Below are 16,102 nucleotides of genomic sequence, written 5' to 3' on the forward strand. Positions count from 1 at the left end.
CGAACATCCGGGGTATCACCCAGCACCTGTCAGAGAGGACAACGATGACCGACTACACATCGTTCGACATCGCACACCTGGCGAACGTCGAGCTGTACACGCCGAAGTACGACGAGAGCCTATTCTTCTTCCGCGACCTGCTCGCGATGAGAGTCGTCGCCGAAGACGGCGACTCGGTGTACCTGCGCACGTGGGACGAATACGAGCTGTACACGATCAAGCTCACGAAGAAGGACGCCGCCGGCGTCGGTCGCACGTCACTGCGCGCATCGAGCCGGGAAGCGCTGGAGCGGCGCGTGAAGGAGATCGAAGCAACGGGCCTCGGGATCGGCTGGGTCGACGGCGAGGTCGGAACGGGCAAGACATACCTGTTCAACGACCCGGACGGTCACGAGCTCGGGATCTACTACGAGACCGAGCGCTACGTCGCGAGTGACGAGGACCGGCCCGCGCTGAAGAACCAGGCATCGAAGTTCCCCGGCATCGGAGTGAACGCGCGCCGTCTCGACCACATCAACTTCCTGGGCAAGGACGTCGAGGCCAACGGCGAGTTCATGCGCGATGCCCTCGGCATGCGCGAGAGCGAGCGCATCAGGCTCAACAACGGAAAGTTCGCCGCCTGGTGGTTCCACTTCGGGCTGAAGTCGTATGACATGGTCTACAGCGATGACTGGACCAAGCACGGCAATCGTCTGCACCACATCGCTTTCGCACCCGACACGCGCGAGGACATCCTGAAGGCCGCCGACATCTTCCTCGAGAACGGCATCCACATCGAGTCGGGCCCCCACAAGCACGCGATCAATCAGACCTTCTTCCTGTACGTGTGGGAGCCGGGCGGCAACCGCATCGAGTTCGCGAACGCCGGCGCACGCCTGCTGCTCGACCCGGATCAGCCGGTGGTCGAGTGGACGGAGGAGGAGCGCAAGAAGGGCCAGGCCTGGGGTATGAAGACGATCGAGACCTTCCACACCCACGGCACCCCGATCGTGTGAGGTGCGTCTGTGGGTGATGTCTGTCGTTATCCACACTGGCATAACGACAGACATCACCCACACACGGGTCTGACGGAGTTATCGAGTCAGCGCCACATCACGGCGAGACCTGCGTTGACGAGCACGAGTGCGCCGATCAGCCAGAACGTCCATACCGGAAGCGGTTCGTCCTTCTTCGCGCGTGCGCCGGAGATCCCCATCAGGGCGCCGATGACGATGAGCACGATGAGCTTCGTGCCGATCTTCGCGTAGTTCATCTCACCGTCGCCCATGCCCCACGGGGCGGCGAGCGCGAGCCCCGCGACCAGGGCGATGACCAAGCCGAGGTTCATCACCTTGTTCACTTTGAAGGTGCGCTGCGCGGCCTCGACGAACCAGCTGCCGAACAGGAGCGCGAACCCGATCAAGTGGATGAAAAGGGTGGCGTGCCGCAGTATCTCCATGTTTCTACCCTACGTAGAAATCTCGGCGATTCAAGTCTCGACTGGGTAACGCACTCTCTCGGAATCAGCGCAGTCCGCGCAGCACCACGGCGGTCATCATCGCCGCGTCGGCCGCTTCGGCACCCTTGTCCTCGTGGGAATCGGCGAGCCCTGCGCGGTCGAGCCCCTGCTGCTCGTCGTCCGTCGTCAGCACGCCGAAGCCGACGGGCTTGCCTGTGTCGAGCGCGACCCTGGTGAGGCCGTCGGTGGCCGCCGACGACACGTACTCGAAGTGCGGAGTGCCTCCCCGGATGATCACGCCGAGCGCCACGACCGCGTCCGCGCCGCCGTCGAGGGCGGCCTTGGCCACGACGGGCAGCTCGAACGAACCGGGAACCCGCACGAGTGTGTGGGCTGCGCCAGCGGTGTCGAGCGCTCTCTGCGCTCCCGCGATGAGCCCTTCCGTGATCGTCTCGTGCCATGTGCCGGCCACGACGACCACGTCCAGGCCGGTGCCGTCGATCCGGTCGGCCTTCGGTGCTCCCTCAACGCTCATGCGCTCTGGTTCCCTTCGATCTGCTCGCCCTGGTGGGGCTCGTCGTGCATCAGCGCGACGGCGGCGGCGAGCTCATCCTCGCCGATGATGTGACCCATCCGGTCGCGCTTGGTGGTGAGGTACTGGTGGTTGTTCGGACCGACGCCCACGATCAGCGGAACCTGCTCGGCGACGTCGATGCCGAAACCGCGCAGCTGGGTGACCTTGTCGGTGTTGTTCGTGAGCAGGCGCACGCTCTTCACACCGAGGTCGGCGAGGATCCCGGCTGCCGCGGCGTAGTCGCGGGCATCGGCCGGCAGGCCGAGCGCTGTGTTGGCGTCGAGCGTGTCGAGCCCCTCCTCCTGCAGCGCGTACGCGCGCAGCTTGTTGATGAGGCCGATGCCTCGCCCCTCGTGCCCTCGCATGTAGATCACGGCGCCGCCGTCGGCGTCGATCCGCTCCAGCGCCGCGTCGAGCTGGGATCCGCATTCGCACTTCTGCGAGTGGAAGGCCTCGCCCGTCAGGCACTCCGAGTGCACGCGCACCAGCGGGGCGTCGACCGCGGACAGATCGCCCGAGACGATCGCCAGATGATCGGTGCCGGTCATCCTGTCCTTATACGCCAGGAATCGGAAGGTGCCGTGCGCGGTGGGCACTACGGCGTTCGCCCGCAGGCTCACGGCGCGCCTGGTCGGTGCGGGCTCCTCGCCGCTGTCGTCGTGCGCGGCGAGGTGCGCGGCGAGTCTCTCGATCGTGGTAACCGGTACGTCTTCTCGCCGCCCCATCTCGATCAGGCCCGGCAGTCGCATCATGCTGCCGTCGTCAGCGACGATCTCCCCGATCACTCCGACCGGGGAGAGACCCGCGAGCCGCATCAGGTCCACGGCGGCCTCCGTGTGCCCAGCGCGCTCGCGCACGCCGCCGGCTACTGCACGCAGCGGCAGGATGTGGCCGGGCCGGATGAGATCGGTCGGCCCGGCGCTCGGGTCGGCCAGCACGTTCAGTGTGCGCGCGCGATCGTGCGCGCTGATGCCCGTCGTCACGCCGGAGGCGGCGTCGACGCTCACGGTGTAGGCGGTGCCGCGGGCGTCCTCGTTGTGCGTAACCATCGGCGGCAGTTCGAGCCTGTCCGCCCACTCCGACGGCATCGGCGCGCACAGGTAGCCGGAGGTGTACCGCACCGTCCACGCCAGCCACTCCTGCGAGGCGAGCTCGGCCGACAGGATGACGTCGCCCTCGTTCTCGCGGTCCTCGTCATCGGCGACGATCACAGGGCGGCCCTCGCGCAGCGCTGCCAGGGCCTCCTCGATCGAGGCGAGATCGTTCGTGCTCATCGCATGGCTCCAGGGTCGGGAAGGTCGGGGTCCGTCAGCACGGTGTAGTCGGCGGCGGGGACTTCGGTCGTCGTGAAAGAGACCGCTCCCGGTCGCGGCTCCTCGTCGTCAGGTGCCGCGGGTTCGGCGTCGGGCTCGCCGCGGTCGAAGGCCAGCAGCCGCTCGACGTGCCGGGCGAGGATGTCGGTCTCGAGGTTGACACGGTCGCCCGGAACGCGCTCGCCGAGGGTCGTCGCCTGCAGCGTCTCGGGGATGAGCGAGACCTCGAACCACGCGGACAGAGCTCCTGGCCCGCTCACGGCGCTCACGGTGAGGGAGACGCCGTCGACCGCGATCGAGCCCTTGTCGACCACCAGCGGCGCGAAGCGCGCGGGGAACCCGATCCGGATGACGCTCCACTGCTCGCCGGGGGTGACGTTCAGGACGTGGCCCATGCCATCGATGTGACCCTGCACGATGTGGCCGCCCAGTCGGCCGCCCGCCGTCATCGCCCGCTCGACGTTGACCCTGGTTCCCGGCTGCAGCCAGCCGAGCGTCGACATGTCGAGCGTCTGGCGCATCACGTCCGCGGTGAAGCCGTGCTCGTTGTGCGCCACGACTGTCAGGCACACGCCGCTGATCGAGATCGAATCGCCGTGACCGGCGTCGCTGACGGCCTTCGGTGCCCGGACGGACAGGCGAACGCCGTCGCCGTATGGTGCGATCTGCGCGACCTCGCCGAGCTCCTCGATGATTCCCGTGAACATCAGCGTTCTCCCTTTTCTTGTGCGGTGTGCGCGGCCGGTGCCGCTGAGCTGTCGGGCCATGCGCGGCGCTCGCGGAAGCGGGCGTCGAACAGGATGTCTTCGCCGAGCGTCATGACCGAGTCGATCCGCAGTCGGCGAGCGTCGCCGATCGTGCCGACGCCGATGTCGGTGACCGAGAGACGGTCGCCGCCGAGCAGCACTGGGGCGACATAGGCGAGCAGGCGATCGGCCAGGCCGGCCTCGAGGAACGCACTCGCCAGCGCGGGGCCGCCCTCGACGAAGACGCGGTGCAGCCCGCGGTCGCGCAGGTCGGCGAGCACGGACTGCAGATCGCGGGTGCCGTACACGATCGGCTCGTGCGGATGGTCGTGCAGCTTGGCGCGGCGGGGCAGCGTGCGTGTGCCGATCACGACGGGCACCGGCTGGTGCTCGGCGAGTTCGCCGTCGATGCGGGCTGTGAGTGCTGGGTCGTCGAAAAGTGCCGTGCCCGTGCCGACGACGATCGCGTCGGCGGCTGCTCGGTGGCGGTGCACATCGGCGCGGGCCTCGGGCCCGGTGATCCACTGGCTGGTGCCGTCCGCGGCAGCTCCCCGCCCATCGAGGCTCTGCGCCCACTTCACCGTGACGTGCGGCCGGCCGAGGCGGAAGCTGGTGATCCATGAGTCGAGGAAGGCCGCTGCCTCATCGCGGAGCAGGTGCGGTGCGACGTCGACGCCGGATGCGGCGAGGCGCTCCGCGCCGCCGCCCGAGGCGACGCCCGGATCGTCGACCGCGTACACGACGCGGGTGATGCCAGCCTCGAGCAGCGCCTCGGCGCACGGACCGGTGAGACCGGTGTGGTTGCACGGCTCGAGCGTGACGACGGCCGTCGCGCCGCGGGCTGCGCCGTCCGGAAGATGCGAGAGCGCGTCGACTTCTGCGTGCGCCGTGCCGGCACCGCGGTGCCAGCCCTCGGCGAGCACAACGCCTGTGGGGGAGAGGATGACGGCGCCGACCTGAGGGTTGCGCCCGCGCGGTCCGCGCGCGGCGAGCTCCAGGGCGCGCGCCATCGCCAGGCGCTCCGCCTCGGTGAATGCCATCCGGACCTCCGGTCGTCGATGCGCACCGGGGTCTCGGGCGCGGCCACTCCCGCGGGAGGGACGAACGCCCGTGCTGCCTTCCATCCGGACTACACAGGCTGCGCCTGCATCACCGTCGGTCCCGGAATTCCACCGGGTCAGCCCCGCCTGCTCGGAGCCCGAGTGGGCCCTTCGCCGCGGAGGTCGCGGACTGTCACCGCCGGTTCGGATTCTCACCGACCCCGGAGCACGTATTGCTCTGTCAGTCTACCCAACGCGCCGCCGGCCGGCGTATTCCCGTGAATCGGCGTCGGATGGCAGAGTGCAGACGAAACGGCCCCCGCCGCGAGATCGCGACGGGGGCCATCCGGATGCTTCGCTGCTACGAGCGCGCGCCGAGCAGGTGCTCGGTGGCGAGCTGCTGCAGTCGCACGAAGCCGAAGCCCTTGCCGTCGAGGTAGGCGTTCGCGTCGAAGTCCTCGTACGCGCTGCGGTCGGCGAGCAGGTCGTCGTAGCTCTCGCCCTCGTTCAGCGTCGGGGTGCGCAGTTCGGCGACCTTCGCAGCGGCCAGCGCCTCCTGCACCTCGGGGTCGGCGCGGAACGCCTGCGCGCGCTCCTTCAGCAGCAGGTAGGTCCGCATGTTCGCCGAGACGGAGTCCCACACGCCCTGCTCGGTCTCGGTGCGGCTCGGCTTGTAGTCGAAGTGGCGGGGACCGGTGTAGGCCTGGCCGCCCTCGGGCGCACCGTGCTCGAGCAGGTCGACGAGCGAGAAGGCGTTGTGCAGGTCGCCGTGGCCGAACACGAGGTCCTGGTCGTACTTGATGCTGCGCTGGCCGTTCAGATCGATATGGAACAGCTTGCCGTGGTACAGCGCCTGCGCGATTCCCGCCGTGAAGTTCAAGCCGGCCATCTGCTCGTGCCCGACCTCGGGGTTCACACCGACGAGCTCCGGCCGCTCGAGCGACTCGATGAACGCCAGCGCGTGGCCGAGGGTCGGCAGCAGGATGTCGCCTCGGGGCTCGTTCGGCTTCGGCTCGATGGCGAACCGGATGTCGTAGCCCTTGTCGGTGACGTAGTCGCCGAGCAGGTTCACGGCCTCGCGGTAGCGGGAGAGTGCCGCCTGCACGTCCTTGGCGGTGTCGTACTCAGCACCCTCGCGGCCGCCCCACATCACGAAGGTCTTCGCACCGAGCTCGGCTGCGAGGTCGATGTTGCGGAGCACCTTGCGCAGTGCGAAGCGGCGCACGTCGCGGTCGTTGGAGGTGAAGCCGCCGTCCTTGAACACCGGGGCGCTGAACAGGTTGGTCGTCACCATCGGCACGACGATGCCGGTGTCGGTCATCGCCTGCTTCAGGCGGTCGATCTGCTTCTGACGCTCCGCGTCGGTGGAGCCGAAGGCGAACAGGTCGTCGTCGTGGAACGTCAGGCCGTATGCACCAGCTTCGGCGAGCTTCTCGACCCCGTGCACGACGTCGAGCGCGCTGCGAGTCGGGCCGCCGAACGGGTCGGCGCCGTTGTAGCCGATGGTCCACAGACCGAACGAGAACTGGTCGGCCTTGGTGGGAGTGAGTGTCATGGGGATGTGCCCTTCAGCGTCGTCGATGAATTGTTGTGAACAAGAACTTATCATGCTGCGGAGGGATGGTGCAACGTGTTCGAGTGCGCAGGAGGCAGGCGCGGCGAACGATTTGTTGTCACTCAAGCGAAAAAGGTTGTGGTCCGACGCGACTCGCGCTACGCTCACCGAGACGATCGTCGAAGCGCTTAGACAACCAGGGTGAGACATGGTGACCATCAATGACGTGGCCAAGGCCGCAGGCGTCTCCATCAGCACCGTGTCGTACGCGCTGTCGGGGAAGCGCACCATCTCGGGTGAGACGAAGCGGCGCATCGATACGGCGATCAACGAGCTCGGATACCGCGCGCACGCCGGGGCGCGCATGCTCGCCGGGGCGAAGACGAACATCCTCGCCCTCAGCGCACCCCTGCACGACGACGGTCACCTCCCGACGCATATGCGTTTCGTGAGCGCCGTCGTCCAGACCGCTCGCGAGCACGACTACGACGTGCTCCTGCTCGCGACCGACGACGAGATCAGCGGCATCCAGCGGGTGGCCGCCAGCTCGCTTGTCGACGGCGTCGTGGCGATGGGGGTCTCGGAGCAAGATGACCGCGTGGGCCTCGTGCGCGAACTCGGAGTGCCGTCGTCGTTCATCGGAGTCCCCGACGGTGCCGAGGGGCTCGCGTGCGTCGACCTCGATTTCGCGGCCACGGCATCCGTCGTCGTCGATCGCCTCGCCGACGACGGTCACCGCACAATCGGCGTGATCGGACATCCGCACGGCTATATGGAACGTCGGCAGGGCTTCATGACGCGTTTCGAAGAGGGGCTCGGCGAGGCGGCCGATGCTCGCGGAGTGCGCATCGTGCGCACGTGGGCGGAGCTGGGGCGCGGATCCGGCGCTCGTGCTGTCGACGTGCTGCTCGACGGCGGTGAAGACGTGTCGGCCGTCATCTTCCACTGCAACGAACCCGTCGTCGAAGACGCCATGCGGCGGCTGACGGAGCGCGGCATCGACGTGCCGAAGGACATGTCACTCGTTGCGGCCGCGGCCAGCTACGACCCGGGCGGGTTCGACGTGCCGCTGAGCGGGGTGACGCTTCCGCTCGAGCGGGTCTGCCGCGTCGCCGTCGAATCGGCGCTGGCCGCAGATCGGGGCGTGGTCGCGGGCGACCCGCTCCTGATCGAGCCCGAGTACGTCGATCGGGGGTCCGTGAATCGCATGACCAGGTGAGTGCGGAACAGCAGTCGCACGTGCTTCATCGAAGCGCTTCGACTTAATCGCGAACACTCAATCGTCTTCCATCGCATCAGCGGTCGACAGGCCGCACCATCTCGGGGCAGCGCCCCGCTACAAGGAGGTAGAGATGAACATCCGACGCATCATCGCTGTGACGGGGGCCGCGGCTCTCGGGACCGCGATGCTCGCCAGCTGCGGCCCGGCGGAGCAGGAGTCCGACAACACGCTCACGCTGTGGCACTACGAGGGATCCAACTCCGCGATGGGCATCGCGTGGGACCGCGCCATCGAGGTCTTCGAGGAGGAGACCGGAGCCGCTGTCGAGTTCGAGGAGCGCAGCTTCGAGCAGATCCGCCAGACTGCCAGCCAGGTGCTGAACTCCGACGAGGCGCCCGACCTGCTGGAGTACAACAAGGGCAACGCGACGGCGGGGCTTCTCGCGAGCCAGGGGCTCCTCGCGCCCCTCGACGATGCCGTCAGCGAGTACGGGTGGGACGACCTGCTCGCGCCGTCGCTGCAGACCACAGCGCGCTACGACGACGACGGGGTCATGGGCTCCGGCAGCTGGTACGGCGTTCCGACCTACGGAGAGTACGTGCAGTTCTACTACAACGAGGAGATGTTCGACCAGTACGGGCTCGAGGTGCCGACCACTTTCGACGAGCTCGAGCAGGTGATGCAGGCTTTCGTCGATGAGGGCGTCACACCGCTCGCGGAGGCCGCGGGAGAGTACCCGCTCGGCCAGCTCTGGTACCAGCTCGCGCTGGCGCAGGCTGACAGGCAGTGGGTCGATGACTACCAGGTCTACGACAACCCCGTCGACTTCTCGGGCCCCGAAGTGACGAACGCGACCGAGACCGTCGCCGATTGGGTCGATGAGGGCTACATCTCCTCCGACGCGACGGGCCTGGCCGCGGAGGACGCCGGAACGGGCTTCATCTCCGGCACCTACCCGATGTTCTTCTCCGGCAGCTGGTGGTTCGGTCGCTTCCTCGACGAAGCCCAGCACGACTGGTCGACCTTCCTGTTCCCCGGCGCGGAGATGTCGCCGGGTTCGTCGGGCAACCTCTGGGTCATCCCGACGACCGCTGGCGATCCGGAGCTCGCCGAGCAGTTCATCGACATCACGCTGCGCCCCGAGATCCAGGCGATCATGGGGGAGAACGGCGGCGTGCCCGTCGCTGCAGACGCCTCGGACGTCGATGACGAGGCGAACGCGCGGCTGATCGAGAACTTCAACACCCTGCTCGACAGGGACGGGCTCGCGTTCTACCCCGACTGGCCGACTCCGACGTTCTACGACGAGCTCAACGCCGGCCTGCAGGGGCTGCTCAACGGCACGCTCTCGACCGATGAGATGAACGCGCAGATCGGCGCCGACTACGAGGCGGGCCTGCCCGCCGTCGCGAACTGAACGGGCACGGAACATGAGCACCTCCCACAGCGGGTCGCTCGTTCCGTTCCTGTCGGGGCGCAGCTACTGGTGGTATCTGCTCCCTGGCGCGGCACTGCTGACGCTGATCGTCCTCGTGCCGCTCGGGTGGAACGTGTACCTGAGCTTCACCGACTACCGCGGCATCGTCGCGCCGACTTGGACGGGGCTGGACAACTGGATCACGCTGATCGGCGACGAACGGTTCTGGCTGTCGTTCCGTAACAGTGTGGCGATGATCCTCGCGATGGTGATCGCGCCGACGCTGATCGGTCTCGTCATCGCGGCAGCCCTGTTCGACGTCATCGGGCGCAAGTTCGGCGGAAGGCTCGCGTCGTTCCTGCGAGCGACGTACTATCTGCCGCAGATCCTCCCGTCCGTCATCGCCGCGATCGTGATCGGATGGATCCTGCGACCGGAGAACGGGGCTCTCAACACGATCCTCGAATCGATCGGACTCGGGCACCTGGCGAGCAACTGGCTGGGATCGCCCGACACAGCGCTCGTCAGCATCATGGCAGTGCTCGTGTGGATCCAGGTCGGCTACCCGGTCGTCATCTTCATGGCGGCGCTGCAGCGCGTCGATCCCGAGCTGTACGAGGCGGCCGAGATCGACGGAGCCGGATGGTTCAGGCGGTTCGCGGCGATCACCATGCCGATGATCCGTCCTGAGATGTTCGTCGTCGCGCTCACCTGCACGATCGCGGCGCTGAAGGTGTTCGGCCCTGTCTACGCCCTCACGGGCGGCGGGCCCAACTTCGCCACGATCGTGCCGAGCTACTACTCGTACAGCCAGTTCTTCCAGAGCCAGCAGGTCGGATACGGCGCGGCGATCGCAACCGCCCTGACGATCGTCATCCTGCTCGTGTCGATCGTGTTCGTGTGGGCACAGAATCGCGCGGAGCGGAAGGAGGCAGCGCGATGAGCGCCACCACCGCGATCATCACCGGATCGCCCAAGCGCCGCAACCGTCGGCGCCGCACCCCGACGGACTGGATCGTGCTCGCGTGCGTCGTCATCGTCGCCGCCGTCGTGCTGTTCCCGTTCGTCGTCATCCTGATCAACGCCTTCAAGTCGCCGGAGGACTACGCCACGGGCGGCCCGCTGCAGCTGCCCACGTCGTTCTACGTCGACGGGATCGCCGCGTTCTGGGATCGGGTGAACTTCCCCCAGAAGCTGTGGAACAGCTTCTTCATCTCCGGAGTCGTCGCCGTGGTCGCCGTCGTGGTGTCCGTCCTGAACGCATACGCGATCGGCATCGGAAGGGTGAGGGGGCGCGTGCCGCTGATCCTCGTCTTCCTGCTGGCGAACATGCTGCCTCAGGAGGTGCTCCTGTACCCGCTGTACACGATCTTCCGAGCGGTGGGGCTATACGACAACGTCTGGTCCGTGATCATCACATTCGTCGTGATCCAGAGCGCGTTCGGCACCTACCTGCTCGCGAGCGTCTTCGGCACCTTCCCGAAGGAGATCATCGAAGCGGCCGCACTCGACGGAGCGGGGCGCTGGCGCACGCTGTGGCGAGTCATCGTGCCGATCAGCAGGCCGACCCTCGGCGTGCTGATGGTGTTCTTCTTCATCTGGACGTGGAACGAGTTCCTCATCCCGCTCACCTTCCTCATCTCAGGGGAGAACCAGACGGTCCCTGTCGCGATCAGCGTGCTGCAGGGCGACCGGCTGATGGACGTCACCACGACGAGCGCCTCAGCACTGCTGGGGCTGCTCCCGACGCTCATCTTCTTCCTCATCTTCCAGCGCACGCTTTCTCGCGGCATCACGGCAGGAGCAGTCAAGTAATGAAGTTCACCGACGGATTCTGGCAGGTCAGGCCCGGAGTCGACCCGCTCTACGGACGCGAGGTCTACGACCTCGCCGTCTCAGGACGCGGCCTCGTGGCGACGGTTCCGACCAAGGTCATCGCCGACAGGGGCGACACACTCAACCGTCCGACGCTCACGGTCTCGCTGCACTCACCGCACGACGGTGTGATCGGCGTGCGCATCGCCCACCACACCGGAGGGCGAGCGCCGCAGGGCTTCGAACTCGTCGGTGCCTCCGCATGCGGTGAGGCGATGCTCGACGGTGACGAGGGGCGTCTCGTCAGCGGCCCGATCACCGCGGTCGTGCGACGCGGGCACGAATGGTCGCTGGAGTTCCGCGACACCGAGACGGGGCGGGTGCTCACCTCGAGCGGCGAGCGCTCGCTCGGGTTCATGCGCCTCGCGGAGGATGCGGCCGTCGACCGCGGCATCGTGGGGAACGCGAGGGGCGGCACCCCTACGCCGAGGCACGGCACGTACATCCACGAGCAGCTCTCGCTCGGCGTCGGCGAGGTCGTCTACGGGCTCGGCGAGAGGTTCGGTCCGTTCGTCAAGAACGGCCAGACCGTCGAGATCTGGAACGCCGACGGCGGCACGTCGAGCGAGCAGGCGTACAAGAACATCCCCTTCCATCTCAGCAATCGCGGCTACGGCGTGCTCGTCAACGACACGGGGCACGTCTCGTACGAGGTCGGCTCGGAGGCGGTCGAGCGGGTGCAGTTCTCCGTCGCGGGCGAGCAGCTGGAGTACTTCGTCATCGCAGGGCCGACTCCGGCCGACGTGCTCGACCGGTACACCTCGCTCACCGGTCGCCCGCCGGAGGTGCCGGCGTGGTCGTACGGGCTCTGGCTGTCGACGAGCTTCACAACCGACTACGACGAGCAGACCGTGAACGCGTTCCTCGACGGCATGCGCGATCGCGACATCCCGCTCGACGTGTTCCACTTCGACTGCTTCTGGATGCGCGAGTTCAACTGGTGCGACTTCGAGTGGGATCCGCGCGTCTTCCCCGATCCGGACGGAATGCTCGCGCGCCTGCACGGGCGCGGCCTGCGCGTGAGCGCATGGATCAACCCGTACATCGCGCAGCGTTCGCCGCTGTTCGCGGAGGGGGTCGCGAACGGCTACCTGGTCAAGAGGGCGGACGGATCCGTCTGGCAGTGGGACATGTGGCAGGCGGGAATGGCGCTCGTCGACTTCACGAATCCCGACGCGACCCGGTGGTACCAGGGGCACCTGCGTCGCCTCACCCGGCAGGGGGTCGACTGCTTCAAGACCGACTTCGGCGAGCGGATCCCTACCGACGTCGTCTACTCCGACGGCAGCGACCCCGCCGCGATGCACAATCGCTACACGCACCTGTACAACCAGGCGGTGTTCGAGGTGCTCGAGCAGGAGCGAGGCGAGGGCGACGCGGTGCTGTTCGCACGGTCGGCGACGGCCGGCGGGCAACGGATGCCCGTGCACTGGGGCGGCGACAACACATCGACCTTCGAGTCGATGGCGGAGACTCTGCGCGGCGGGCTGTCGCTCGCGATGAGCGGGTTCGCCTTCTGGAGCCACGACATCGGCGGGTTCGAGGGGATGCCGGATGCCGGTGTCTTCAAGCGCTGGCTCGCCTTCGGCCTGCTGTCGAGCCACAGCAGGCTGCACGCATCGGGCAGCTACCGCGTGCCGTGGCTGTTCGACGAGGCGGAGGGGCGTGACGAGAGCGATCCGCAGAGCGCCGTGTCGGTGGCACGCCGCTTCGCGCGGCTCAAGGCATCGCTGATGCCGTACCTCTTCGCCGCTGGCAGGGAAGCGCACGTCACCGGTGCGCCCGTGATGCGTCCGATGGCGCTCGCGTTTCCCGACGACCCGGCCGTCTCGCATCTCGATCGCCAGTACATGCTCGGCCCCGACCTGCTGGTCGCCCCCGTGTTCTCAGCGGACGGAGAGGCGGAGTTCTACCTGCCGGACGGAGAGTGGACGAGCCTGCTCACCGGGGAGACCGTGGCGGGCGGGCGCTGGCGCCGTGAGACACACGATTTCGACAGCATTCCGCTGTACGTGCGATCCGGGGCAGTCGTGCCCCTCGGCGGGCACGACGAGTCGGCCGACTACGACTACCTCGATGGGCTGCGTCTGTTCGTGGCGCCCGGAGATGGCGCGACCGAGATCGATGTGACGGCTCCGGATGGCCGGACGGCGCGGTTCCGCATCGAGAGCGGCGGCGGGAGGGTCGTAGCGTTCAGCGACGACCTCGAACGGTTCCGGATCGAGGAAGCCGGTGGGCAGAGCGCAGAGGCGACGGCGGGGCGCGCCGAACTCGGGTTCGAGAGGAAGCAGGCATGATGAGAACTGTGACAGCTGAGCAGACCGCACACATGACCGACTACCGAAGCGTGCCGCTCGAGTTCCCGCCGGGATTCGTGATCGGGTCGGCGACCGCGTCGTACCAGGTGGAGGGAGCCGCGGCCGAGGGAGGGCGCACTCCGTCGATCTGGGACACCTTCAGCCACACGCCCGGCAATATCTGGAACGACGACAACGGTGACGTCGCGTGTGATCACTACCACCTGCTCGAGCCCGACCTGGATATGATGGCCGGTCTCGGGCTCGAGGCCTATCGATTCTCGATCTCGTGGTCGCGCATCCTGCCGCACGGCGGCTCGGTGGTGAATCCGGAGGGCGTCGACTTCTACTCCCGCCTGGTCGACGGACTGCTCGCCCGCGGCATCCGGCCCATCGCCACCCTCTACCACTGGGACCTGCCGCAGGAGCTCGAGGACGCGGGCGGCTGGCCCGTACGGGAGACGGCCGAACGCTTCGCCGAGTACGCGGCTCGCACCGTCGAGGCACTCGGTGACCGGGTGCACACCTGGACCACGCTGAACGAGCCGTGGTGCTCCGCGTACCTCGGCTACGGCTCCGGAGCGCATGCCCCCGGCCGCACCGACGGCGCCGACTCGCTCGCCGCCGTGCACCATCTCAATCTCGCGCACGGCCTCGCGGTGCCCGAGATCCGGCGTGCGGCGACGAATGATCCGGATGTCTCGGTGACGCTGAACTTCCACGTCCCGCGCGGCGAGGCCGACGCAGCCCGCCGCGTCGACGCGCTCGCGAACCGTGCGTTCACGAGCCCGATGCTGCTCGGTCGGTACGACGACGATCTGCTCGCCGATACGTCGGCGGTGACCGACTGGTCGTTCGTGCGCGACGGCGACCTCGAGACGATCCATCAGCCGATCGACGTGCTCGGTGTCAACTACTACTCCACGGTGACGGTGCGCACATGGGACGGCGTCGGCGAACGCGTGCGCAACGACGGTCACAAGGACGTCGGCGGATCGCCGTGGCCAGGAGGCGAGAGCATCGAGTTCCTGCCGCAGGACGGGCCGTACACCGACATGGGCTGGAACATCGCGCCGGACGGGCTCGAAGACCTGCTGGTGAGCCTGTCGGAGCAGTTCCCCGAGCAGCCGCTGATGGTCACCGAGAACGGGGCGGCCTTCGCGGACGAAGTGATCGAGACGGCCGACGGCAAGCGGGTGCACGACGCTGACCGCACCGACTACCTCGTACGGCACTTCGGAGCGGCCAGGCGCGCGATGGATCGCGGCGTGGACCTGCGCGGGTACCTGGTGTGGTCGCTGCTGGACAACTTCGAGTGGGGCTACGGCTTCTCGAAGCGGTTCGGGATCGTGCGCGTCGACTACGACACGCGCGAGCGCACAGTGAAGGACTCAGCCCGCTGGCTGTCTGGCCTCATCGCGAGCCGACGGAGCGGCTGAGAGTCGAGCCCCGCACGACGAGATCCGCAGGCATCCGGATGTGCGTCGGTTCGGCCGCGTCGTCGATCATGCGCACGAGCAGGTCGACGGCCGAGCGGCCCATCGCCGCCAGCGGCTGGTGCACGGTGGTGAGCGGGGGAGTCGCGCCCGCGGCCTCCGGCACGTCGTCGAAGCCCACGATCGACACGTCTTCCGGCACGCGCAGTCCGCGATCGGCCGCGACGCGCATCGTCTCGATCGCCGAGAGGTCGTTCGCGGCGAAGATCGCGGTGGGCGGATCATCGGCGTCGAACAGCGCGGCCGCGCCGTCGGCGGCTTCGGCCGGTCGGTAGCCGCCCTCGGCGATCAGCGTCTGATCGACATCGATGCCCGCGGAGCGAAGCGCCTCCCGGTAGCCCTGTTCGCGCAGGCGTGCGGACTCGAGATCGCCGCGGCCGCGCAGATGCGCGATGCGGCGATGCCCCAGGGAGATGAGGTGCTCCGTGGCCTCGCGGCCGCCGCGCAGGTTGTCGGTGTCGACCGTGGCGGGCCCCGCAGGGCCCCTGTGCGGGTCGATCGCGACGATCGGCATGCTCGTCTCCGGCAGATGCACGGTAGGGGTGACGACGATCGCCCCGTCGATGAGCGTGCCGCCGAGGCGCGAGAGCGAACGGTTCTCCCACCCGAGATGGGAGCCGCTCGAGACGGCGCCTGCGTATGCGAGCACGTCGTAGGTGGTCTCGGACAGCGCCTCTGAGACGCCCTGCAGCAGCTGAAGGGCGAACGGCTCGAACTCCGCGACGAGCACGCCGATGACGTGGGTGCGACTGCCGCGCATCGATGTCGCGACAAGGGAACTGGCGTAGCCGAGCTCCGTGACGATCTGCATGACGCGCTCGCTCGTCGTCGCCGCGACGCCGTCGCGCCCGTTGATGACCTTCGACACGGTCGCGACGGAGACGCCTGCGACGCGTGCGACGTCTGTGATGGTCGTGCGTCCGCGACCTGCGGTGTGCGTGGCGCTCATGGTCTCCCTACGGTACGTCGCGATGCCGCACCGGGCGGACCGGCGGGCCCGGAAGTCGTTTCGACGTGTTTAGAAAACGTTATCGATAACGTTTGACATCCTTCATCCATCCTGCCAGAGTCAGTGTCACGCCGGGCGCGGCACGTCGCTCGGGACCAAGGCGAAACAGCACTCAATGAG

The 16,102-nt window shown here is 67.8% G+C and carries 14 protein-coding genes; 7 read left to right on the top strand and 7 right to left on the bottom strand.

Annotation, left to right across the window (positions count from 1 at the left end; genetic code table 11):
• Positions 1-44 precede the first annotated feature (44 nt).
• Positions 45-995 carry a VOC family protein gene (locus DZG09_RS06900; protein WP_119696878.1) on the top strand — a complete coding sequence of 317 codons (951 nt, stop codon included), beginning with the start codon at positions 45-47 and terminating at the stop codon, positions 993-995.
• An 86-nt stretch (positions 996-1,081) separates the two neighbouring features.
• Here DZG09_RS06900 and DZG09_RS06905 read toward each other — a convergent pair whose 3' ends face one another.
• The 6 genes from DZG09_RS06905 to xylA all read right to left on the bottom strand — a co-directional run bounded on the left by DZG09_RS06905 (position 1,082) and on the right by xylA (position 6,666).
• A complete protein-coding gene (locus DZG09_RS06905; RefSeq protein ID WP_119696879.1) occupies positions 1,082-1,438 on the bottom strand; it encodes a Fe-S protein in 357 nt (118 codons plus the stop codon).
• 64 nt (positions 1,439-1,502) lie between these two features.
• On the bottom strand, positions 1,503-1,973 hold the full coding sequence (gene ribH / locus DZG09_RS06910; protein WP_119696880.1) for a 6,7-dimethyl-8-ribityllumazine synthase: 471 nt from the start codon (positions 1,971-1,973) through the stop codon (positions 1,503-1,505).
• Positions 1,970-3,286, bottom strand: coding sequence for a GTP cyclohydrolase II (gene ribA / locus DZG09_RS06915; protein WP_119696881.1), 1,317 nt, complete (start codon positions 3,284-3,286; stop codon positions 1,970-1,972). Before ribA ends, ribH begins: the two co-directional genes overlap by 4 nt.
• Positions 3,283-4,032, bottom strand: a complete 750-nt coding sequence (locus DZG09_RS06920) for a riboflavin synthase (RefSeq protein WP_119696882.1) — start codon at positions 4,030-4,032, stop codon at positions 3,283-3,285. The genes ribA and DZG09_RS06920 overlap by 4 nt, the downstream gene beginning before the upstream one ends.
• On the bottom strand, positions 4,032-5,111 hold the full coding sequence (ribD, locus tag DZG09_RS06925) for a bifunctional diaminohydroxyphosphoribosylaminopyrimidine deaminase/5-amino-6-(5-phosphoribosylamino)uracil reductase RibD (RefSeq protein WP_119696883.1): 1,080 nt from the start codon (positions 5,109-5,111) through the stop codon (positions 4,032-4,034). The genes DZG09_RS06920 and ribD overlap by 1 nt, the downstream gene beginning before the upstream one ends.
• Positions 5,112-5,472: 361 nt before the next feature.
• A complete protein-coding gene (gene xylA / locus DZG09_RS06930; protein ID WP_119696884.1) occupies positions 5,473-6,666 on the bottom strand; it encodes a xylose isomerase in 1,194 nt (397 codons plus the stop codon).
• Positions 6,667-6,874: 208 nt separating this feature from the next.
• On the opposite strand from xylA, the gene DZG09_RS06935 reads away from it, so the two are divergent.
• From DZG09_RS06935 to DZG09_RS06960, 6 genes are all read left to right on the top strand, one after another.
• A complete protein-coding gene (locus DZG09_RS06935) occupies positions 6,875-7,885 on the top strand; it encodes a LacI family DNA-binding transcriptional regulator (RefSeq protein WP_119696885.1) in 1,011 nt (336 codons plus the stop codon).
• A gap of 133 nt (positions 7,886-8,018) precedes the next feature.
• Positions 8,019-9,305 carry an ABC transporter substrate-binding protein gene (locus DZG09_RS06940; RefSeq protein WP_162893200.1) on the top strand — a complete coding sequence of 429 codons (1,287 nt, stop codon included), beginning with the start codon at positions 8,019-8,021 and terminating at the stop codon, positions 9,303-9,305.
• Positions 9,306-9,318: 13 nt separating this feature from the next.
• The gene (locus tag DZG09_RS06945) at positions 9,319-10,248 is read left to right on the top strand and encodes a carbohydrate ABC transporter permease (RefSeq protein ID WP_119696886.1); all 930 of its coding nucleotides are present in this window, start codon (positions 9,319-9,321) and stop codon (positions 10,246-10,248) included.
• Positions 10,245-11,120 carry a carbohydrate ABC transporter permease gene (locus DZG09_RS06950; protein WP_119696887.1) on the top strand — a complete coding sequence of 292 codons (876 nt, stop codon included), beginning with the start codon at positions 10,245-10,247 and terminating at the stop codon, positions 11,118-11,120. Before DZG09_RS06945 ends, DZG09_RS06950 begins: the two co-directional genes overlap by 4 nt.
• Positions 11,120-13,477, top strand: coding sequence for an alpha-xylosidase (gene yicI / locus DZG09_RS06955; protein ID WP_119696888.1), 2,358 nt, complete (start codon positions 11,120-11,122; stop codon positions 13,475-13,477). Before DZG09_RS06950 ends, yicI begins: the two co-directional genes overlap by 1 nt.
• Positions 13,477-14,916 carry a GH1 family beta-glucosidase gene (locus DZG09_RS06960; protein WP_205529133.1) on the top strand — a complete coding sequence of 480 codons (1,440 nt, stop codon included), beginning with the start codon at positions 13,477-13,479 and terminating at the stop codon, positions 14,914-14,916. The genes yicI and DZG09_RS06960 overlap by 1 nt, the downstream gene beginning before the upstream one ends.
• Here DZG09_RS06960 and DZG09_RS06965 read toward each other — a convergent pair.
• The gene (locus tag DZG09_RS06965) at positions 14,891-15,922 is read right to left on the bottom strand and encodes a LacI family DNA-binding transcriptional regulator (RefSeq protein WP_119696890.1); all 1,032 of its coding nucleotides are present in this window, start codon (positions 15,920-15,922) and stop codon (positions 14,891-14,893) included. The genes DZG09_RS06960 and DZG09_RS06965 overlap by 26 nt on opposite strands.
• Positions 15,923-16,102: the final 180 nt, after the last annotated feature.

The sequence above is a fragment of the Microbacterium halotolerans genome, assembly GCF_003569805.1.
In the GTDB taxonomy this organism is placed as follows: Bacteria; Actinomycetota; Actinomycetes; order Actinomycetales; family Microbacteriaceae; genus Microbacterium; species Microbacterium halotolerans.